Source organism: Streptomyces sp. col6, from assembly GCF_008042035.1.
Classification (GTDB): domain Bacteria; phylum Actinomycetota; class Actinomycetes; order Streptomycetales; family Streptomycetaceae; genus Streptomyces.
On sequence record NZ_RDBL01000021.1, the window covers coordinates 64970 to 84769 of the forward strand.

The window sequence follows — 19800 nt, forward strand, 5'->3', positions numbered from 1 at the left end:
GCGCTCGCCTCCGTGACGCGTGCGCACCCCAGTCGGGCACCGTGATCCGCCGGACACCTTCTAGAACGGTTCAGCGGCCAGCAGGACGTCCAGCGGGAGGTAGGGGCTCTCCACGCGGACAGCCCAGCCCCGGCGGCGCGCGTGACAGGCCAGGGCGAGGATGTCGAGGTTGGCGGAAGCCTCGGGGTCCTCGGCGCGGTCGGCGACCTGGTAGAACGCGCGGTGGGCTTCGAGTGCGTCGGCCAGGGCGAGGTTGAAGCTCTCCTCGTCACCCTCGACGAGCTGCGACAGCAGCACGGCGGGCGGCATCGTGAAGCCCCAGTCCTTGGCCTTCTCGGCCTCCCGCAGCGCCGGCCCTGCGGCGGTTTCGGGGTCGGCGCCCTTCAGGTAGGCGTGGAGGGCCCTGCGGTACGCGGCGAACGCGGAGCCGTCCGAGTGGGCGAAGGCGGGGCCGGTGAGGACCAGCGGGGCAAGGTCCTCGCGCGCGCCGGTGATCAGGGCGAGGGCGACAGCCGTCTGCCAGGGGGCCGGACCCGCCTTCTCGCCCCGCTCGGCCGGATAGCGCAGCGTGCGCCCGTCGATGGTCACCTCGGCCTCGGTGCCCGGCTCCGCCAGGGCGATGCGGAACAGCGCCGCCCCCAACTGGGAGGCCAGACGCAGGGTCGTGAGCTGGAGGTGGGGGTCGGTGCCGGGGTTGCCCGCCCGCCACTTGAACAGGCGCTCCTGTTCGCTCATGGCTTTGCCGAGACGCCAGACGGCAAGGGCCGCCTCGTCGGCCGGGTCGAACACCTCCCGGAGGTGTTTCTCGTACGTGGCCTCGATGCGCGCCAGGCCCTCGCGCTCACAGGCGGGCCGCTCCACCACCAGCGGACCCGCGGCAAGCGCGGCGACCGCGTCCGGGCGCCTGTCCCGGCCGAGCCCTCCGACGCGCGGGCCCCGGGTCTCGAAGCCGGTGACCAGCGCATGCGGGAGGTAGTCGGTGCTGACGGCAGGCGCCCAGCCCAGTGTCCGGTACGCGAGCGCGGCGAGAGCGAGGGGGACCAGCGGGAGCAGCGAACTCGGGGAAGCCGCGGGGGTCTGCCGTGCGGCGTACTCGGTCAGAAGACCGGCGAGCGTTGCGTCGAAGGAGTCCCGGTCCTCGACGACCAGGGCGCGCAACGCCTGGAGCGCCGTGCTGTCCGGCCGCTCCAGGAGCGGGCAGCCGGTCTCCGCCCCATGGGTGCGGACGCGGTCCAGGGCCGCGTCGACGGCGGCGAGCCTGGCCTGAGCGCTCGGCGGGTACTCCTCGTCGTCGCCGGTGTCGTCCAGGACCACGGCCATGAACCCGGTGGCGAGTTCGCCGGCAGGCGTGCCCTGTGCCTCAGCGGCGAATTTCTGCCGAGCGAAGTGGAAGGCCTCGCCGTGCCGGCCGGCCGTGCCCCTGAGGACGACCAGGCAGAGTGCGTCGATCCACTCCCCGGTCGTGACGCTCTCCGCGGGCGCGTCCTCGCCCGGGTCGTAGCTCATGCCGAAATTCACGTAATCCAGGAACACGTGGAAGCTGCAGTGCGGGTGGTAGGCGGCGTACGCGACGGCGCCGGCCGCGGCCTCCGAGGCGTCCTTGAGGGCCGCCTCGGCCTCCGGTGTGCCGAGGCCCGGGGTCTCGACGGAGAGGGCGCCGAGGTAGTCGAGGAACTCGTCGGCGATCAAGCCCCATTCGCACGTGGTCATCCGGTCGGCCCTCGACATGGACCGGACCCGGCTTCCGATGCGATGGGTGAAGTCCTCGCGCGCTGCCGACACGGCTGTCGGGCCCACCTGGTGACGCTCTATTCGCACTGCTCTGCTCCTTGATCGATCCCTGCGACAGCCTAGGGTCTGTCGTTTGGATCACGCCGGGCTCGCGGGCTCAGGTGTGCTCGGTGGGCCGCCCGTCAGGGGGAAGGTCCCTCCGGCACCGCGTCGAACGGGGGCAGGCAGCCGATCAGCGCGTCGATCGCGGCTCCGTAGGCGTGTTCCGGCGGTGTCGAGTACCCGATCACCACGCCGTCGCCGGCCGGCACGACCGCCGCGGGGTGCCGGAACGCGGACAGGCCGTCCAGCGCCAGCCCTTGCCAGGTCGCGGCCTTCACCACGGACGCCTCCGTGCCGGGAGGGAGCCGGAGCACCGCGTGCAGGCCCGCGGCGATGCCGGTGGCGGTGACGTGCGGGGCCCGCTCGGCGAGGGCGCTGACGAGCCGGTCGCGTCGGTGCCGGTAGCGCTGCCGCATGCGGCGTACGTGACGGTCGTAGCGCCCGGATTCGATGAAGTCGGCGAGGGTGAGCTGGTCGGGGACGCTCACCCACGCCTCCCGTTCGCCCTTGGCCGCCAGGACCCCGTCGACGAGGTGTGCGGGCAGTACCATCCAGCCGATGCGTACGGCGGGGGACAGGCTCTTGCTGACCGAGCCGAGGTGGACGACCCGCTCGGGATCGAGTCCCTGCAGCGCACCGACGGGCACGCGGTCGTAGCGGAACTCCCCGTCGTAATCGTCCTCGAGGATCAGAGCGCCACGCGTCCGGGCCCAGTCGACGACCGCGGCCCGCCGCGCGGCCGCCAGCGGCCCGCCGGTGGGGAACTGGTGCGCGGGCGTGAGCAGGACGGCGCGTACCAGCGGCTCATCGGCCAACTGCTCGATACGGGCGCCCCCTTCGTCCAGGCCGAGCGCTACGGTCCGCGCACCGGAGCCCTCGATGATCCCTCTGTGGAAGGGAAGGCCGTACGCCTCCACACCGACCGGGCCGCGCAGCGGGCCCGCGCCGGCGCCCTGGGTGCCCCCGAACAGCAGGCGCAGCGCGTGCGCGAAGCCCGAGCACACCACGATCCGCTCGGGCGTCACACGCACCCCGCGAGCGCGCGTCAGGTAATCGCTCAGAGCACGCCGCAACTCGATGCGCCCGCGCGGATCGCCGGGCCCGAAGGCGGCATCGGGTGCGGTGTTCAGCGCACGCCGGGCGGACGCGAGCCAGGCCGTGCGCGGGAAGGAGGCGGTCTCCGGAGTGCCCTGGCGCAGATCGTACGTGGGTGCCGCAGGCCGTATCGGAACCGAGGCGGACCTGCGGACGGCGCGGGGCGGCCCGGCCCGCTCGGCCACCCGTGTGCCGGACCCCTGGCGTGCGGCCAGCCAGCCTTCGGCCACCAGCTCCGCGTAGGCGTCGGCGACGGTGTTACGGGCGAGGCCCAGATCGGCGGCGAGCGAACGGTAGGGCGGCAGCCGGGTGCCCGGCGCGAGCCGGCCCTCGCGCACGGCGTCCCGCAGCGCGCGAATGAGAACGGCGCGGCGGCTGCCCGGCCCCGACAGGTCCAGGTGCAGGTCACTGCCTGTGAGCTGAGCCGAATTGACCCAAGAATCTGGCATGGAAGTGCACCTTATCGGAGGTCTTTCACGGCCGTAGATTCATGGTCATGACGCAGACCACGCACACGTCCCGCACCGCCCACGACCAGGCCCCGCGCTTCAACTTCGCCAAGGCCGCCCCCAAGGCGTTCAAGGCACTCATCGGGTTCGACGCCGCGGCCCGCGAGGGTCTCGCCCCGGCCCTGGTCGAACTGATCCAGATCCGGGCCTCACTCCTCAACGGCTGCGCCTACTGCCTCCACATGCACACCTCCGACGCACGCAAGGCAGGCGAGGACGAGGCACGGCTGCACATGATCGGGGTGTGGCGCGAAGCCCGTAACTTCTTCACGGAGAAGGAGCAGGCGGCGCTGGCCCTGACGGAGGCCGTCACCCTGGTGTCCCGCGACGGAGTCCCCGACGACGTCTACGCGGAGGCCACCCGCCACTTCGACGAGCAGGAGCTGGGGCGGGTACTCGCCCTGGTCTTCGCCATCAACACCTGGAACCGCATCGCCCTGAGCACCGCGAAGGTCGCGGGCGAGGACGAGAGGGTCGCCCGCTGAGGGCCGCCCGGCGGATCCGGCCGGTGCACGTGTCCTGAGCCCGTCCGGCCGGATCCGCGCGGGGCACCGGCCGGGCCGGCCCGGCCCGGCGCCCCCGGTCTCAGTTCAGCGGCGCCGGCGGTGGCGTGCCGTAGAAGGTGAGCGGCGGCCAGCCCTTGGACTGGGCGAGCGCGGACAGGGCCTGCGCCACCTCCAGGGGAGTGATGTCCTGGGCGGACGGGTAGCCGTTCGGCTTGTCGACGCGAACCTTGAAGCTCATCTCCATCATCAGGTCGCTCTCGGCCATGGTGTGGTCGGCCCTGAACTCGGATCCGTCCATGAACTCGACGGGGGTCGTGGCGGACGCCGTTGTGGCCTCCGCCTCGTCCCGGCTCGCGGCCTCGGACGTACCGCCGGTCGCGAACACCGCGCCGGCCGCGGCCGTCCCCGTGTACCCCAGCAACGACCGTCTGGATACCTGCGACATGGTCCCCTCCTCCTGTGTGACGCCCGGTGACCGGGAGCCGGATTCGATCATAGGAACGAATATCGCGTGGGGGAGGGTCTTCGCGTCTTTGGAGCCAGGAGGATGCGGAGCGGGGGCTTCCCCTCCCCGGCCGCAGGCTGCTAGGACGGATCGTCCGGGACGGCGGACAGCAGGTGGTGCAGGATCGGGCCGGCCGAGCCGCCGCCCGTGACGCCCTGCTCGACCACACAGGCCACGGCGACATTGCCGCGACGGGCCACCAGCCAGCCGTTGTTGGGCTCGTCCTCGGAGACCTCCGCCGTGCCGGTCTTCGCCCCGATGTCGCCGGGCAGGTCGGCCAGGACGCGCGCGGTCCCCTCCGTCACCGTGGCCCGCATCATCGACTTCAACTGCGCCACCACGGATTGCGGGAGTGCGGTGGTGGAGGTCTTGTCCTCGGTGCCGGGAAGGATCGTCGGCTGGTGGAAACGGCCCGACGCCGCGGTCGCGGTGACCGAGGCCATGATCAGCGGGTTCGCCTGGATGCGGCCCTGTCCGATCATGGCCGCCGCCTTCTCCGTCTCGTCCTTCGGCACGGGCACCGACCCGTCGTACGAGGGGATGCCCACGTGCCACTCCTGGCCGACGCCGAAGTACGTGCGCGCCACCTCGCCCGTCTCCCCGTCGCCGAGCTTGCCGCGCAGGCTGATGAACGCGGTGTTGCACGACTCCATGAAGTCCTTACGGAATGTGGCACCGTGGAACTCCGACGTCTCCACGTTGTGGAACTCCTTGCCCACGGTCAGGTACTTGGGACAGTCCACCACGGTGTCCGGAGTGACGGCGTTCTTCAGCAGCAGCGCAGTGCTCGTGACGATCTTCCAGGTGGAGCCGGGCGCGTACGTTCCCGAGGCAGCCCGATTGAAGCCCGTGGCGGGGGTGTTGGCCATGGCCAGGATCTCACCGTTGTCGATGCGCAGGGCGACCAGCGAGGCGTTCCGGCCACCGGACTCGGCGTCGAGCGCCCGGTCGGCGGCGGACTGCCAGCCGGCGTCCAGCGTGGTCTTCGTCGCCGACTCTCCGGCCTTGCCGTCCTTGTCCGCCCGCTGTCCGAACGTGGCCTCCGTGCCACCGATCTCCCCGGTCACCCGGTCGACGAGCCTGATCGCGCCGCGCGGCGCCCCGTCGGCACCGGCCATCCGCGCGAGCAACGGCTGCAGGGACGGATACTCCTTGCCGACGAGGGACTTCCCGTTCCGGTCGGCGACCTCCGGCGGACTGGTGTCCTCGCGCTCCAGACGGAACTTCGCCTTGTCGCTCAGGTGCGGGTGCACCAGTTCCAGGGCCCAGTCGACCTTCCAGATCCCGTTCTCCTCCCGCAGCGGGACGCGGGAGGTGTACGTCCAGGTGCCCAGCCCCTTCACCGGCATCTTCGCGGTGTACGGGACCCGTACGGTTCCGTCGTCCTCGCGCTCAGCGGCACCCGCCGCCAGGCGAGGCTTGTCGATGTCCAGGCCCGAGGTGAAACTGCGCAGCACATCCTGAGCCCTGGTGGGGTTGGTGGTACGCGCTGCCGCGCCGTCGTAGCGCCCGGCCGACCAGTCGGCGAGAAAGGCACGGGCCTGTGTGCCGGCAGCCGGGTCGAGAGCGTCGGAACCGCGGTCGAAAGGGCCGAGCTTCGCCGCGTACGCACCACCCGCGACGACGGCGAGGATCACGGCCGCGGCGGTGACCGCCTTGAGTGGGGTGCGCCTGTTTCTTCCCCGGACAGATGTGTGTGTCATGCCGCGAGGAGACCAAGATCCCTCACCACATGTCCAAGTCGGATATGGCTGACTCATCCATCAAGAACAGATATGATTGCTGGTCGTGGACCTGATTCGACACCTGGAATGCTTTGTCGCTGTTGCAGAAGAGTCACACTTCGGCCGTGCGGCGGCCCGCCTGAACATGGCCCAGCCGCCCCTGTCCCAGCGCATCCAGCGCCTGGAGCGGGAGCTGGAGGTACGGCTCTTCGACCGCAACAGCCGCCAGGTCGTCCTCACCAAGGCCGGCACGCTCCTGCTGCCCGAAGCGCGCGAGGTCCTCGCCCGCGCCGGCACGCTGCGCGCCGCGGCCCTCCGTATCCGCGACGGCGAGAGCGGACTCCTGCGGGCGGCGCTGCCGCCCGACATCGCGGGCGCCACGGTCGCCGCCCTGCTGAACGAGTTCCGGGCCAACTGCACCACGGTGGAGCTGGAGCTGCACGAACTGTCCACCGCCGAGCAACTCGAACGGTTCGCGTCGCAAGAGCTCGACGTCGGTCTCGTCCACCACCCCTGCGAGGTGACCGGCCTGGAACTGGGGCCGGTCCTCCGCCGCGACCTCGGCGTCCTGCTGCCCCGCGACGCACCCGCCGCACAGCACACCGAGGTGCCCCTCGCGGCGCTCGGCGCACACGATCTGGTGCTCTTCCCCCGCGCCGGATCCCCCGCGCTCTACGACGACCTGCTGACCACCTGCGCGCGCGGTGGCTACACACCGCCCGCCGTCCGGCACGGCAGAGGCACCAGCTTCGTCCGCGGGCTCGTGCTCTCCGCCGCGGCCGTCGCCCTCACCCCGCGCGACACCGCGGACGAAACCACACCACCCGACCTCGTATGGCGCCCCCTCGCCGGCGCCCCGCTGGCCTGGCGGCACTCCGCCGCATGGCCACGAGGACACGGTGACCCCGCGGTGCGCGCCTTCGCCGACGCCGCCGCGCACGCGTTGCGCACCACGGCGGGCGCCCGTCCCGACACCCCCACCCGTCCGACGTATCTGCGCCCCGCAGCGGAGTACTGGCTATGACCGACACACCCACCGCTCTCCGTGCCGCCTTCACCGATGCCGGAGTCACCGGCCGGATGCACGCCCTCGACATCGAATCCGGCGCCGAACTCGACGTATGCGGGGACGAGGTGGTGTGCACCGCCAGCATCCACAAGCTGCCGTTGCTCGTGACCCTGCACGAGCGGGCCGCCGCCGGCGACCTCGACCTCACCGAGCAGATCGACTGCCCGCCGCTCGGACGCTCCGCGGGCCCGACCGGCCTCGCGGCCATGCTGGACGTCGCCCGGCTCTCCCTGCGCGACCTCGCGTACCTGATGATGGCCGTCAGCGACAACGCCGCCGCCGACCTGCTCCTGGACCGCGTCGGCCTCGCCGCCGTGAACCGTACGGCCGCGGACCTCGGCCTCACCCGGACCGTCGCCACCCACTCCTTCGGCGCGATGATGGCCAGCGTCAAGGAGGACGCGGGAGCGGGCGGTGCACAGGCCCTCGCCGACCCGCACGTCATCGCCCGCCTCCGCGCGCTCGACCCGGCATGGGCCAACCGCAGCACGCCCCGCGAACTCACCCGGCTCCTCGCCTCGATCTGGCGCGACACGGCCTGCACCCCCGAAAACGGAGCCGCTATCAGGCGGCTGATGGCGTTGCAGGTCTGGCCCCACCGCCTCGCCTCCGGCTTTCCCTTCGACGACGTACACGTGGCCGGCAAGACCGGGTCGCTCCCGACCCTGCGCGGCGAGGTCGGCGTCGTCGAGTACCCCGACGGCGGCCGGTACGCCGTCGCCGTCTTCACCCGTACCCTCAGCACCGCGGCAATCGTGCCCGCCGCCGACGCGGTGATCGGCACCGCCGCCCGGATCGCCGTCGACGCACTCCGCGAACAGGCCGCCGTCCCGGAGAGGAGCCGGCGGTCGGGAAAATGAGATGCGGTCGCCTGAGCTGGAGTGATACCCAAGCGAGGTGACAGAGAGTCTTGAGTATTCCGCCCTGCTGCGACTGATCGATGAGCGGTCCGCCGCGTTCCGGAGTGCGGTTGCCGCCGCGCCCAGTCCGGACGCGCCGGTGCCGTCCTGCCCGGGGTGGACGTTGTCCGATCTCGTGCGGCACCTGGGTACGGGCCAGCGCTGGTGGGCCGCGATCGTCGCGACAGGCCCGGCCGGTTCCCCGCCGGCCAGGGACGCGGTGGAGGCACCGGGCGAGCCCGACGCGCTGCCGGCCTGGTACGCCGAGTCGAACGAACTGCTGCTGAACACACTGCGCGAGGCCGGCCCGGAACGCGAGTGCTGGACCTGGTGGAGCGCCGGCGTGTCACCGGCGACCGCCCGGGGCGTTGCCCGGCGCCGGGTGCACGAGGTGCTGGTGCACACGTACGACGCCCAGCTCGCCGCGGGCGTCGTACAGCCGATGCCCGCGGACGTCGCGCTCGACGGCGTGGCCGAATTCCTCGACACGTGCAACTCGACCCCGGTGGCCTGGCCGCACGAGCCGGCCACCATCCACTACCACGCCACCGAGGGCCGCTCCTGGCTCCTCACCCTGGACGACACCGGTGCCTGGCCCGCGCCCCTCGCGGACGACGCCGCGCCCGCATCCGCGTCGGCCACGGGCACGGCCGAGCAACTATTGCTCTTCGTCTGGGGCCGCCGCACGATGAGCGACCTGAAGATCGAGGGAGACCCGCAGGTGTTCGAGCAGCTGATCGCCTGGGTGCCCGGGGAGTAGCCGGAGGCGGGCCAACCCCCGCATAAGAGAAGCCAGGTGGGCCGGGCCGAGTTGACTGGCATCGGGCCCGCCCGTCTGAGTGAGGATTCGAGGGTGGATACGACCGATGTCACACGGGCGATCACGGCTGCGACTTCGGTCGCCGCGTCGCTCGGCCTGCCGGCCCGTCATGCAACCGTTCTTCACAACTCCAACAAGCTGGCACTGCGGCTGATGCCGTGCGATGTCTTCGCCCGGGTCGCATTCGTGGGGCAAGAGGTCGCACAGTTCGAGGTCGACCTCGCTCGGCGGCTCGCCGAGGTCGGAGGCCCGGTGTGCCCCTTGGAGCCACGGGTGGAGCCGCGTGTGTATACGCACGATGGCTTCGCCGTCACGCTGTGGACCTACCACGGGCCCGCAACACCGCACCTGTCGCCCGCCGACTACGCCAAGGCGCTGCAGCGACTGCACGACGGCATGCGCAGGGCCGATGTGCCGAGCCCGAGGTTCACGGACCGCATCACGGAAGCACAGGAGATCGTCGCCGACCCGGCCGGCTCGCCGGAACTCGCCGACGCGGACCGCGCGTTCCTCAGCGGCAGGCTCGCAACCCTGCGACGCGCGATCGACCACCGCGGAGCCGTGGAGCAACTGCTGCACGGCGAGCCGCACCCGGGCAACGTGCTCAGCACGGAGAACGGCCCCTTGTTCATCGACTTCGAGACGTGCTGCCGCGGCCCCGTCGAGTTCGATCTCGCGCACGTTCCCGAGGCGGTCAGCGAGCAGTACCCAGGCATGGACCAGGGGCTGCTGGACGACTGCCGGCAACTCGTCATCGCCATGGTCGCCGCGTGGCGTTGGGAGCGTGGCGACCAGTTTCCGAACGGAAGGCGGTTCGGAGAGGTACTCCTGCGCCTGCTGCGCGAGGGCCCGCCCTGGCCGACACTCGACACGGTGATCGAGCGACTGGACGATACGTGAAATGTGCTGAGGGCCGAGCCGTCGTAGAACGGGGGCGGTGACGGACCCCGCGAGCCACCACCGCATTTCGGATCGCACCCGCGCTGTTCCGCCGGCGGCGAACCCCGGCCCGTGCGGTCGCGGAGATCATTACGGTCGAGTCCTATGACGACGATTACCAAGCGCACGGTCGAGTACCCGGCCGACGGTCTGACGATGATCGGGCACCTCGCGCTCCCGGCAGGGGCCGGGCGCCGCCCCGCAGTTCTGGTCGGCCCCGAGGGCATGGGGCTCAGCGATGTCGAGCGTCAGCGGGCCGAGGCTCTGGCCGAACTGGGTTACGTGGCACTGGCCTTCGACCTCCACGGCGGGCGCTACGTGGGCGACCCGCAGGAAATGCTGGCCCGTTGCCTGCCGCTGCTCGACGACCCCGGCCGCATGCGCGGCATCGGGCACGCGGCACTGGACGTGCTGCGCGCCGAACCGCGGACCGACCCCGACCGGATCGCCGCCCTCGGCTACGGCACCGGGGGAGCGATCGCGCTGGAACTCGGGCGCGACGGCGCCGACCTGCGCGCGATCGGCACAGTCAACGCACTGACCACGGGCCGGCCGGGCGAGGCGGCACGCATTCGCTGCCCCGTATGGGCCGGGGTCGGATCGGAGGACCCGATCATGGCGCCCGCGCAGCGCGAGGCGTTCACCGCCGAGATGCAGGCCGCGGGCGTCGACTGGCGCCTCACGGTCTACGGCGGCGCCCTGCACGCCTTCCACCACCCGACGGTCGACCACCCCACGGTCCCCGGCGTGGGCTACCACCCACGGCACGCGCGGCGAGCCTGGGGCGATGTCGTCGGCCTGCTCGCCGAATGCGTGCCTTTGACGGAGTGATACGCAGGGCCGCCGGGGCTCCTCCTATTCGGGGCGGCCGTCGGCGAGCCACTGGGCGAGGCCGCGCAGCCCGACCGCCCACCGCCCGAGGTCGGTGACCTCGGCGTGCCCGGTGACGACGGTCAGCAGGTCGGCCACCGCCTCGTCCGGCCTCTTGGCGTCGTTGAGGGTCAGGGCACGGAAGACGCGTACGGAATCGGAGTCGGGAAACTCCCTGCGGGCGCGGTCGAGCACCGCCAGCGACTCGTCCAGCTCGCCCAGCCACCTCAGGGTGCTGGCGTACTGGCACAGGCACCGGCGCAGGACATCACCGTCGAGGCCGAGAGAGAGCGCGCGCTCGTAGTAGCCGCGGGCGGTCTCCTCCTGCCCCGCGCTGTCGTAGGCGCCGCCCACCTCGTACACGAGGACCGGATGGTCCGGGTGCTCGGCGAGCAGCGCCTCGAAGTAGGCGATCGTCGGCGCCATGTCCGCCCGGTCGCGCCGGTCGTAGCCACGCTGGATCGCCTCGGCCAGTTCGGGCGTCACGTCCGTCGTCACTGCTGCGCCCCCACACGTTCGAGTCCGGAGGCCGACTCTAGCGGAGCCTCCTCTGCGGGCGGCCAACGGTGACTCGTCCTGGCATCCACGGCTCGGCGCCTTCGACATCGCTGCCAAGTCGCGGTGCACATTCACTCACCGGAGTCAGCTGGTGCTTTTCGTGACGAGCGATCGTTCGAGTGCGGACCGGACGGAACTGGAAGCGAGATCATTCGCCGGAGTCAGAGCCAGCGCAGCCGTCATGAGCAGGAGCACGCGCACGCCTCCGCCGGTGGCACCGTCCACTCCGGGAAGTATCGGGATGACCAGGGCGAAGACCACGAGAACGAGACTGGAAGCGGCGCGCCTCACCAGCCTGGCGACCCGGGAGACCGACGGCTCAGCAGTGCTGTGCTGCATGAGCCCCGGTAGGTCCTCCACGGCGAGGGCGAGGACACCCGCGCGCAGCGAGGCGGCAATGGTGTCGTACTCCTCCGCCGTGCACACCTGGGTGACCGCACGATCATGGCGTCTGATCAGTTCCGCCAGCATCGCGTGGAATGCGCGCGCCCGGCGTCTGGCGGCCCATTCCCTTCCGGTGGTCCTGCGCCGGATGACCGATGTGTCCTGGGCAGCCTCGATCGCGAAGGCAAGACGACGTCGAACGGACTTGATGTGCCGCAGGTCCCACCAGGAGGCGCGTCCTTGGAAGGTCACCGCAGCAGCCACCAGGAGCTCGACGAGCAAGCCATCGAGGGGGCGCGGCCCATGACGCGCTCGGTACTTACGGCGGAGCAACTCCTGAATGCTGAGGATCCATCGGTTCCCCACAAGGCCCAGCACTGCGCCGAACAGTCCTGCCGCCGCTGCAATGATCAGCTGCTGTCCGACAGGAGCGGAGAGCGCAGTCACGACGCTCAGCCAGACAGTCACCACAGCGACGACGACGAGAACCAACGCGACCGCGGGCACGAACCACGTCCCCACGTGCGCACTCGTCAAGCGCCGAGCCAGGCCCCGCAACCCCAGATGGCGGAGCAAGGACGCGATCTGGCGCCAGTCGGACCGGGCATTGACGATGAGGCTGAGGCAGACGGCGGCCCAAGTCGCCACGAGGAAGAGCCACCAGGGGGCGCGAGCGGTTGAACCCTCACTGTTCCTGGCGAACAACGCGGCGACACCGCCCGCCCCGGAAGACACCACGGCCATCCCGACCGCAGTGACGGAGACGGCGACGTAGTTGGTCACGAACTGGAGGCTGACCGGACACCGGTAGCGGAACCAGGCGTGCAATACGGCCTTTCGGACCTTGCGGAGTTCCTCGTCATCGAGATCGGGAAGCTCAGCGGTGAACAGACGGGTCCTTGACGCGATTTCCCGCAGCCACAGTGCCTCGCGGCGAAGAAGCTCAGCCCCGTCCATGATCTGCATGTCACCCAGCATTCCCAACCGCGTTCATGATCAGCCGTTTTCGGGTCGGCGCAGACGTGTCCTGTGCGGGGTCCCGGGCATACCCGCTCATACGGTGCGCCGTACCGAGGCTCTGCGTTGTCGGCGGGCGGGCAGACGCAGTATTCCGTCGCGCTTCTGATCTCGGGGAAGACGCCCCGGACCGACGGGCCCGCCCCTAGCGTGGGGCGTCATGACTGTGCTGATCATCGGTGGCAGCGGCTTCTTGGGGGTCGAACTCGTTCGCCAGGCGGTATCCGCAGGCGTGCGCCCGGCCGCCACGTTCTGTTCCGGTCCGGGCAGGAACGACGGGGCGGCGTGGCATCACCTGGACCTCCGCGACCCGACCCGCCTGCAGGATGTCCTCGCCACGGTGGCTCCGGCCGTGGTGATCAACGCGACAAGTGGGGGATCGGACTGGGCGGTCACCGCGGAGGGCGGCATCCGACTCGCCCAGGCCGCGGCCCGTCACGGTGCCCGTCTGGTGCACGTCTCCAGCGACGCGGTGTTCTCCGGCGCGACCCGCGACTGGCACGACGAATCGTGCCTTCCGGATCCGCTCACCCCGTACGGGGCAGCGAAGGCGGCTGCCGAGACCGCCGTGCGCCTCCTGTGCCCTGACGCGGTCGTCGCCCGTACCTCGCTGATCATCGGGAGAGGCCTGTCGGAGCACGAGCAGCTGGCCCACGGCCTGGCCGCCGGAACCCGGCAAGGCGCCTTGTTCACCGACGACATCCGCTGCCCCGTACACGTGGAGGACCTGGCCACCGCCCTCTGGGAGCTGGCCCGCTCCGATGTCACCGGTGTGTTCCATCTCGCCGGCCCGGATGCCCTGAGTCGTCATGAACTGGGTGCGCTCATCGCCCGCCGCGACGGACTGGACCCGGCACGGCTCCCCTCCGCACGCCGCGCCGACACCGGACTGCCCGGCGGCCTCGACGTACGGCTCGACAGCCGCGCGACCCAGCAGAAGTTGCGTACCCGGCTTCGCGGCGCCCGCGCGTTCCTGAACGGGAACGGCACGCAGCGGCAGCGCTGACCGGCGCGCTCAGGCGAAGCCGTCGTCGGCAACGGGGGCGAGAGGCCGACGGGGGGCACGAGGCAACCCGAGCCGGGTTCGTTCCCGGTGGACGGCGTTGAGCTGAGCGGCGCCGCCGGGGCCCCAGTTGAACAGTTCGATGACCTGCTCGGGGGTGGCCAGCGCCCGCACGTAGGTCTGACCCGTGGCGGGGTCGGGCCGGGACGGGCCGACGTCCGTGAGAACAGCCGCCATACGGACGCGGGCACATGGCCCGGCGCCGCGTTCCCGGTCCGGCAGGTGGCCGAGGAGAACCGGAGGGCTGATGCGGGCGGAGGCCTCTTCAAGGGCCTCGCGGATGAGGGTCGTCGCGAGGTTCTGGTCGTCCTCCGGCTCAGGTGTGCCGCCCGGGAGGCAGGCGGCACCGCTCGCCGGGTCGAGAAGCACCAGGACGCGGCCGTCCGGGGCGAACAGCCACCCCCAGCTCTGGCGGACGGGGAGCCCGGCCGGGGCGGGCCCGTCGTGCCACGGCCAGTGGTGGACTGCGCGGTCCCGGGTGAAGGCGTTCACACCGTCGAGCAGGGTGGGGGAGAGGGGCCGGCCGTCCTCAAGGATCGCGGGGCCGCCGCCGTTGACCCGGGCCCGCAGGGCGGACAGCGCGCGGCGGGCGTCATCCGGAGACATGAGCGCGGGCAGATCGGCAGGTTCGACGAAGTCGACGCCCTCGATCTCGCCCGGCGCCGGGCGGATGGACGCGATCCGGTCCTCTTCCCAGACGCCGCCGTCGAAGACGTGCAGCAGTTCACCGGGGAACCCTACGGCGGCAGAAGCCCTGCGGCCTGCCGTGGACACCCAGTCGACGGCCAGCCCACGGGTGAGGGACACCGAGAGGCCCAGTTCCTCCTTCAGCTCACGGGCGGCACCCTGGGCCGGGGACTCGCCGGGATCCAGCGCGCCGCCGGGCAGCAGACGCGTGGGCCGGTAGCCGACGCGCTGGACCAGGACCCGACCGTGCTGGTCGGTGATCAGGACCGAGGCGCCGGCCCACAGCGCGTGGGAGGCGCGCAGCGCACCGTACGCCTCATCGGTCATCGTCACGCCGGGACGTTCGTCGGGTGCGGAAGTCGTGGTCATCTCTCTCCGATCGGTGGGCATGCCCGTGGCGGCAGGTCAGGTGATCAGCGGGGTCGGGGCACACCCTGCACGGGGCCGGGGCCGCGACGCGTGAAGTGTTCGGTCCGGATGTTCCGCAGGGCGGCGCCGGCTGTGTCCACCCGGCGTGTGCGCCCGTACCGGCAGGCTCCCGGGGCGGGCGAGTGCCGCCGTCGGATGCGCCTCAAGTACAGGCTCCCGTAGGGCCGTCGCCGGCGGGGCGTCCTCGTGCGTCGTCATGCCGGTCCGCCCAGCAACCGGGCTGCCCCGGCGTGCAGGAGCTGTTGTCCCGCTCGGCGTCCGGTGCGGGCCGCGTCGCCGGCCGGGCCGGACGCGCTCGTGCGGACCGGGGTCCCGCCGGCGGGGTCGAGGACGACGGCGTGCACGGTCACCGTTTCTGATCCCGGGGTGTGGACGGCGTGGACGGAGGCGGCGGTCAGGCAGCCGCCGCCGAGCGTGGCGAGGGCGGCCCGCTCGGCGTCCAGGACGACGCGGGTCGGGGCATGAGTCAGTGGGGCCAGCAGCTTCGCCGAGGTGTCGTCGCCGGTGCGGTGTTCGACGACGACGATGCCGGCACCCGATGCGGGCAACCAGTGGGCGGGGTCGAGGATCTGGGTGGCGCGCTCGGCGTGACCCAGGCGGCGCAGCCCCGCGAGGGCGGCGAGCATGACGTCCACGCCGAGTGTCCCTGCGTCGAGGCGTGCCAGCCTGCTGTCCGCGTTTCCCCTGATCGGGACCGGCACCAGCCCCGGGTACAGGGCGCGCAGGAGCGCGGCCCGCCGTGGGGCGCTGGTGCCGACCCGGGTGCCGGGCGGCAGACCGGCCAGGGTCGCCGGCGCGTGCCCCAGGGGCAGGACCAGGGCGTCGCGGGCGTCCTCGCGGGCAGGACCGCGCCGACGGTGATGCCCGGCGCGCGGTCGTGCGGACCGGGCAGGTCCTTGGCGCAGGCGATGGTGGCCTCGGCCCGCCCGTCGAGGAGCCTGATGTCGGCCCTGCGGGTGAAGGCCCCCTTCCCGCCGATCTGTGCGAGAGGGCCGGGGTGCTGGTCGCCCTCGGAGGTGATCGAGACGATGTCCAGGTCCGTTTCCGGGTGGTGGGCGCGGAACAACTCGGCGAAGCGGCCGGTCTGTTCCAGGGCCATCGGGCTGGGCCGGGTACCCAGCCGAAAGGGCCGGGTCGTGGTTGTGGTCACGGCGTGGTGGTCTTCCTGTGCGGCGGAGGTGGTCGGGCCGGGCGTGCTGCCGGCGGTGGACATGGTGGCGTCGGGTTGTCCAACGACGCGGCGACCATGTCGAACACGCGTCTTTCGGTCGGTTCTGAAATCCCGGGAGCGCGCGTTCGGGGAACGGTGGAAACCGCACCGATCCAGTTCCCGCGACGGCACGACCACTCAGGCCGGTTGGCCGGATCGCCGAGGTTTCCAAGTGGCTGTCTCTGCAAGCGTGTTGCGGCGGTCACTGGGACGAGCTCGGAGGGGCGGCAGCCATCGGCGCGAGAGAACGGCCGAGCCGCACCGGGACGAGTATCGGCCGCGGCGAGGGACGAGTGGGACGGTCTCTCCTCCGCAGCGAGGAATCGTCCCAGGTCAGTTCTCCAGCATCGCTGCCCCGTACCCCACCGGTGCCGACAGGAACAGGAAGAGCCAGTCGTGGTCCTGGGCCTCCGTCTTGAACACGTGGGCCACATCACCGGTTTCGCTGGTGAAGAGGTGCCAGGCGTCGCTGAAGTCACCTCCGTACGGAGCGACGGCGATCAGACAGAGGCCGAGGAGCGTGCCCAGGTAGGTGCCGAGCGGAGCGGCCAGCGCGCAGACGACGGCGACGGACTGGCTGTTGTTGCTGTAGCTTCCGGCGACCAGGCCGGTGACTCCGGCCACCAATAAGGCGCCCCAAGTCATCATGTCCGCCTGGTCCTTGATGATGTAGGCCCAGGCCAAGGACAGGCCGGCCGTCATGCCGAGCGCGATCAGGATGCCTGTGCCCTCGTCGTCGCTGCTCGACTCACTCATCCCAGCCCCCTGATTTTGAGATGGGGCGGCCTCCGCGGAACAGGGGCGCGCCCGTGGCCACGCACCCCCATAGACACGCACCCGGTCTCAGTAGTTCCCTCCGAGAGGCGGTCAGAATCGTCGTGAGCATGGCCGGGCAGGGCAGACCGGGGTGTGCGTCGTGCCACGGAGCGGCCGGAATCCCGGCGGTGGGCAGTGCCGTCGCCTTCGGGACACCTTGCCGGACCGGCCGCAGCTCAGCGCGCGTACGCGACCGTGGCGATCTCGACGAAGGAGCGGATCAACGGGTTGCTGTCACCCTCGTTCCACGCGGCCACCACGCGGCTCGGCGCCATGTCGGTCAGCGGGACCACAGCCAGCTCAGGGGGCAGGTCGTGACCGAGCGGGGCCAGGCCGATCGTGCCGTTCCACAGCACGGCCTGGAGGCATTCCTGCACCGCGCGCACCACCGGCCCCTCGCGTGTCCGGCCGCCGTTCCAGTACGACTGCCAGGCACCATCGGTGCCGTCCGGGAACTGGAACCAGCGTCGGTCGCTCAGCTCGGTCAGCCGCAACCGGCCGCGCCCGGCAAGCGGGTCGTCGGCGCGCAGCACCACGCCGACCGGATCGGACCGCAGCGTACGCACGGTCAGGGCCGTCTCGTCGAACGGCGCCCGGGTGAGGGCGACGTCGACCAGCCCGGCGCGCAGCCCGCACGTCGGATCGGCCAGGTCGGTGTCGCGGACGCGGATGTCGATGCCGGGGTGCTTCCGGCGGTAGGCGGCGGCCAGCCGGGTCGTTCCCGGGTCGGTGCCGTCGCCCAGGATGCCGACGGTGAGCGTTGTGGTGTGCGCCGCCGCGGTGACGCGGGCACCGACGCGGTCGGCATGGTCGAGCAGGGCTCGCGCCTCGTCGAGCAGCACCGTACCCACCGGCGTGAGCGTGACACCGGCCGGCGAGCGGATGAGGAGGAGCGCACCGGCCTCGGCCTCCAGCTGCTTGATCGCCCGGCTCAGCGGCGGCTGGCTCATGTGCAGGCGGGCGGCGGCCCGGCCGAAGTGGAGTTCCTCGGCGACCGCCACGAAATAGCGCAAGGTTCTCAGCTCCACGCTGCAACGATACCCATCAGGTATCGATCGCGCAGGATGGGTCTTGGACACGGACGGTGCCCTGGCGGTGCACTCGTCACCATGACCGATGAAGCGAAGGCCGACGAGCCGCGGGAGGGACCCGCCCTGTCGGTGGTGGGTCCCGGTGACGGCGAGACGATCGTCCTGGGCACCACCCGCATGCGCATTCTGGAGGACGGCAGCCGCACCGGACACCGCCTTGCGATCGCCGAGTCCGTTCTCGCCCCGCACACCGAGGGACCACCGCAGCACCGCCACGCCCGACACGACGAGGGCTTCTACATCCTGTCCGGGACTGTGCGGTTCACCGTCGGAAGCGACGACTACGACGCCGTGGCGGGAACGCTCGTGATGGTTCCGCCCGGCACCCCGCACACCTTCGCCAACCCGACCGACCAGCCCGCCGTCATGCTCAGCACCTTCACCCCCGACCTGTATGTGCAGTACTTCCGGGATCTCCAGGAACTACTGCACGCCGACGGCCGACCGCTGACACGGGAGGCCAACATCGACACGATGAGCCGTTACGCGACCGAGCCCGCCACGGGCCGGGCCTGAAGCCATCGCACGGCCGGTGGTCAGGGGCTTTCCCGGCCACCACCTCAAGCGAACGGGCCCCGGAACGGCGGCCCGAGAACGGGAACCATGAACATCGCCTACTGGATCGTCGCGGGCCTGCTCGCGCTCTTCTACCTCTACGGCGGCACCCTGAAGGTGATCCGCAGCCGTGATCGACTCCGCCCGATGATGACCTGGGTCGACCGCACTCCGCTGCCCGTCCTCAGAGCGCTGGGCGTGGTCGAAGTACTCGGCGCGATCGGGCTGGTCCTGCCGCCGCTGACCGGCGTCATGCCCTCTCTGGCGATGGCCGCGGCCATCGGCTTCGTCCTCCTGCAGGCCGGCGCGATCGCCGTGCACCTGACCGGCGGAGACCGCCGGATCGCCCTCAACATCGGTCTCGCCACCGCGGCGGCCGCGGCCACCTGGACGGCCACCGCGCTGTGAAGGGCCTCGCGGTCTCCTGACCGTACGGGACGGCAGAGCGGACACCGTCCCGACGGCCCGGAAGCCCGACCTGTCCCTGGCGTACGCGACCTGCGCTCGCTCCATCTCCGGCGAAGAGGTCGCGGCACCGGCCTCCTTGTAGGCTGTGGCGCCATGAAGCGCGACGTGCCCCGGACGGTTGAACGACCTGACCCTGCGCAGTGGGAGAAGCTCGTCACCCGGTACGCGTGGGCCGACGCCGACGAGCCCGCCGCGTTCACGTTCTCCGTAGTGGCGGGCGCATCGGAGGACGAAGTCGTCCGGGCGTTCGCAGGCGACCCCGGGGTGCCGCGGCAGATGACCTTCGACGAGGCTGCCGACGAGCAGGCGGCCCACCTGTACAAGGACCACCATCTGCTCGGCGTGATGACCGCCGGCCATCACGTCATCGCCATCGAGTCGGGCTTCCACGGCTGTATCCCTGAAGTCGCCCGCCGGGCTTCCGCCGACGGCGGGGAGTTCTTCAGCGTGTACAAGAGCGTCAACGCCCGGTACCAGGTCATGCACGCCCTGGACGGCAGCGTGGACGGCCTGTTCGACCCGTTCGAACTCGAGGACGCGGCCTGGATGGACCCACAACCGGACGTCCCGGCCTGGGCGGAAGGAATCGACTTCCACATGGAGACCCTGTGCGCCGAATCCTTCGCGCTCATGGAACACACCATGGGGGTGGCCATCCACCCCGAATGGTTGGCCACCCCTCTTCGCACCGTGCTGCTCACCTCGGTCTCCGACCTCCTCGGGCAGTCGGAGGCGGATTGGCTCCCGTGAACC

The 19800-nt window shown here is 71.4% G+C and carries 19 protein-coding genes and 1 pseudogene; 10 read left to right on the forward strand and 10 right to left on the reverse strand.

What is annotated here, in order from left to right:
* Positions 1-60 precede the first annotated feature (60 nt).
* Together EAO73_RS25985 and EAO73_RS25990 are read right to left on the reverse strand one after the other, a co-directional pair.
* Positions 61-1797 (reverse strand): immunity 49 family protein, encoded by a 1737-nt coding sequence (locus EAO73_RS25985; protein WP_147974074.1) that lies wholly within the window; start codon positions 1795-1797, stop codon positions 61-63.
* 116 nt (positions 1798-1913) lie between these two features.
* The gene (locus EAO73_RS25990; protein WP_147974009.1) at positions 1914-3377 is read right to left on the reverse strand and encodes a PLP-dependent aminotransferase family protein; all 1464 of its coding nucleotides are present in this window, start codon (positions 3375-3377) and stop codon (positions 1914-1916) included.
* A gap of 41 nt (positions 3378-3418) precedes the next feature.
* Between EAO73_RS25990 and EAO73_RS25995 the strand changes: the two genes are divergently transcribed.
* Positions 3419-3922: a carboxymuconolactone decarboxylase family protein gene (locus tag EAO73_RS25995; RefSeq protein WP_147974010.1), complete on the forward strand. Its 504-nt coding sequence runs from the start codon at positions 3419-3421 to the stop codon at positions 3920-3922.
* A gap of 100 nt (positions 3923-4022) precedes the next feature.
* On the opposite strand, the gene EAO73_RS26000 is transcribed toward EAO73_RS25995, so the two are convergent.
* Entirely contained in the window at positions 4023-4388 is a 366-nt protein-coding gene (locus EAO73_RS26000; protein ID WP_147974011.1) for a hypothetical protein, read from the reverse strand.
* A gap of 140 nt (positions 4389-4528) precedes the next feature.
* Positions 4529-6151 carry a penicillin-binding transpeptidase domain-containing protein gene (locus EAO73_RS26005; protein ID WP_147974012.1) on the reverse strand — a complete coding sequence of 541 codons (1623 nt, stop codon included), beginning with the start codon at positions 6149-6151 and terminating at the stop codon, positions 4529-4531.
* A gap of 85 nt (positions 6152-6236) precedes the next feature.
* Between EAO73_RS26005 and EAO73_RS26010 the strand changes: the two genes are divergently transcribed.
* From EAO73_RS26010 to EAO73_RS26030, 5 genes are all read left to right on the forward strand, one after another.
* Complete coding sequence (locus EAO73_RS26010; RefSeq protein ID WP_147974013.1) at positions 6237-7196, forward strand: LysR family transcriptional regulator; 960 nt, start codon at positions 6237-6239, stop codon at positions 7194-7196.
* Entirely contained in the window at positions 7193-8101 is a 909-nt protein-coding gene (locus EAO73_RS26015) for a serine hydrolase (RefSeq protein WP_147974014.1), read from the forward strand. Before EAO73_RS26010 ends, EAO73_RS26015 begins: the two co-directional genes overlap by 4 nt.
* 37 nt (positions 8102-8138) lie before the next feature.
* The gene (locus EAO73_RS26020) at positions 8139-8900 is read left to right on the forward strand and encodes a maleylpyruvate isomerase family mycothiol-dependent enzyme (protein ID WP_147974015.1); all 762 of its coding nucleotides are present in this window, start codon (positions 8139-8141) and stop codon (positions 8898-8900) included.
* Positions 8901-8993: 93 nt separating this feature from the next.
* Positions 8994-9860, forward strand: a complete 867-nt coding sequence (locus EAO73_RS26025; protein ID WP_147974016.1) for a phosphotransferase enzyme family protein — start codon at positions 8994-8996, stop codon at positions 9858-9860.
* Between the two features lie 144 nt (positions 9861-10004).
* Positions 10005-10730: a dienelactone hydrolase family protein gene (locus tag EAO73_RS26030; protein ID WP_147974017.1), complete on the forward strand. Its 726-nt coding sequence runs from the start codon at positions 10005-10007 to the stop codon at positions 10728-10730.
* A 24-nt stretch (positions 10731-10754) separates the two neighbouring features.
* Here the strand turns inward: EAO73_RS26030 and EAO73_RS26035 are convergent, their stop codons facing one another.
* Positions 10755-11267, reverse strand: coding sequence for a tetratricopeptide repeat protein (locus EAO73_RS26035; protein WP_224756451.1), 513 nt, complete (start codon positions 11265-11267; stop codon positions 10755-10757).
* 144 nt (positions 11268-11411) lie between these two features.
* Positions 11412-12677, reverse strand: a complete 1266-nt coding sequence (locus EAO73_RS26040) for a hypothetical protein (RefSeq protein ID WP_147974018.1) — start codon at positions 12675-12677, stop codon at positions 11412-11414.
* A 211-nt stretch (positions 12678-12888) separates the two neighbouring features.
* Between EAO73_RS26040 and EAO73_RS26045 the strand changes: the two genes are divergently transcribed.
* Positions 12889-13734 carry an SDR family oxidoreductase gene (locus tag EAO73_RS26045; protein WP_147974019.1) on the forward strand — a complete coding sequence of 282 codons (846 nt, stop codon included), beginning with the start codon at positions 12889-12891 and terminating at the stop codon, positions 13732-13734.
* 9 nt (positions 13735-13743) lie between these two features.
* On the opposite strand, the gene EAO73_RS26050 is transcribed toward EAO73_RS26045, so the two are convergent.
* The 4 genes and pseudogenes from EAO73_RS26050 to EAO73_RS26065 all read right to left on the reverse strand — a co-directional run bounded on the left by EAO73_RS26050 (position 13744) and on the right by EAO73_RS26065 (position 17961).
* Positions 13744-14805: an NUDIX hydrolase gene (locus EAO73_RS26050; RefSeq protein ID WP_224756461.1), complete on the reverse strand. Its 1062-nt coding sequence runs from the start codon at positions 14803-14805 to the stop codon at positions 13744-13746.
* Positions 14806-15101: 296 nt separating this feature from the next.
* Positions 15102-16120: pseudogene (gene hemC, locus EAO73_RS37155) on the reverse strand (hydroxymethylbilane synthase).
* 330 nt (positions 16121-16450) lie between these two features.
* Positions 16451-16873, reverse strand: a complete 423-nt coding sequence (locus EAO73_RS26060; RefSeq protein WP_147974022.1) for a hypothetical protein — start codon at positions 16871-16873, stop codon at positions 16451-16453.
* A gap of 236 nt (positions 16874-17109) precedes the next feature.
* The gene (locus EAO73_RS26065; protein ID WP_224756452.1) at positions 17110-17961 is read right to left on the reverse strand and encodes a LysR family transcriptional regulator; all 852 of its coding nucleotides are present in this window, start codon (positions 17959-17961) and stop codon (positions 17110-17112) included.
* An 81-nt stretch (positions 17962-18042) separates the two neighbouring features.
* Between EAO73_RS26065 and EAO73_RS26070 the strand changes: the two genes are divergently transcribed.
* From EAO73_RS26070 to EAO73_RS26080, 3 genes are all read left to right on the forward strand, one after another.
* Complete coding sequence (locus EAO73_RS26070; protein WP_147974023.1) at positions 18043-18540, forward strand: cupin domain-containing protein; 498 nt, start codon at positions 18043-18045, stop codon at positions 18538-18540.
* Between the two features lie 87 nt (positions 18541-18627).
* Positions 18628-18987, forward strand: a complete 360-nt coding sequence (locus EAO73_RS26075) for a DoxX family protein (protein ID WP_147974024.1) — start codon at positions 18628-18630, stop codon at positions 18985-18987.
* 153 nt (positions 18988-19140) lie between these two features.
* Entirely contained in the window at positions 19141-19797 is a 657-nt protein-coding gene (locus EAO73_RS26080; RefSeq protein ID WP_147974025.1) for a DUF6461 domain-containing protein, read from the forward strand.
* Positions 19798-19800 lie beyond the last annotated feature (3 nt).

What these genes read in the sequence shown, in the direction of transcription:
- EAO73_RS26030 (WP_147974017.1), top strand. Translation starts at nt 10,005, where the DNA reads ATGACGACGATTACCAAGCGCACGGTCGAGTACCCGGCCGACGGTCTG.
- EAO73_RS26045 (WP_147974019.1), top strand. Translation starts at nt 12,889, where the DNA reads ATGACTGTGCTGATCATCGGTGGCAGCGGCTTCTTGGGGGTCGAACTC.
- EAO73_RS26005 (WP_147974012.1), bottom strand. Translation starts at nt 6,151, where the DNA reads ATGACACACACATCTGTCCGGGGAAGAAACAGGCGCACCCCACTCAAG.
- EAO73_RS25990 (WP_147974009.1), bottom strand. Translation starts at nt 3,377, where the DNA reads ATGCCAGATTCTTGGGTCAATTCGGCTCAGCTCACAGGCAGTGACCTG.
- EAO73_RS25995 (WP_147974010.1), top strand. Translation starts at nt 3,419, where the DNA reads ATGGTCATGACGCAGACCACGCACACGTCCCGCACCGCCCACGACCAG.
- EAO73_RS26075 (WP_147974024.1), top strand. Translation starts at nt 18,628, where the DNA reads ATGAACATCGCCTACTGGATCGTCGCGGGCCTGCTCGCGCTCTTCTAC.
- EAO73_RS26050 (WP_224756461.1), bottom strand. Translation starts at nt 14,805, where the DNA reads ATGACCGATGAGGCGTACGGTGCGCTGCGCGCCTCCCACGCGCTGTGG.
- EAO73_RS26070 (WP_147974023.1), top strand. Translation starts at nt 18,043, where the DNA reads ATGACCGATGAAGCGAAGGCCGACGAGCCGCGGGAGGGACCCGCCCTG.
- EAO73_RS26060 (WP_147974022.1), bottom strand. Translation starts at nt 16,873, where the DNA reads ATGAGTGAGTCGAGCAGCGACGACGAGGGCACAGGCATCCTGATCGCG.
- EAO73_RS26080 (WP_147974025.1), top strand. Translation starts at nt 19,141, where the DNA reads ATGAAGCGCGACGTGCCCCGGACGGTTGAACGACCTGACCCTGCGCAG.
- EAO73_RS26000 (WP_147974011.1), bottom strand. Translation starts at nt 4,388, where the DNA reads ATGTCGCAGGTATCCAGACGGTCGTTGCTGGGGTACACGGGGACGGCC.
- EAO73_RS26040 (WP_147974018.1), bottom strand. Translation starts at nt 12,677, where the DNA reads ATGCAGATCATGGACGGGGCTGAGCTTCTTCGCCGCGAGGCACTGTGG.
- EAO73_RS26015 (WP_147974014.1), top strand. Translation starts at nt 7,193, where the DNA reads ATGACCGACACACCCACCGCTCTCCGTGCCGCCTTCACCGATGCCGGA.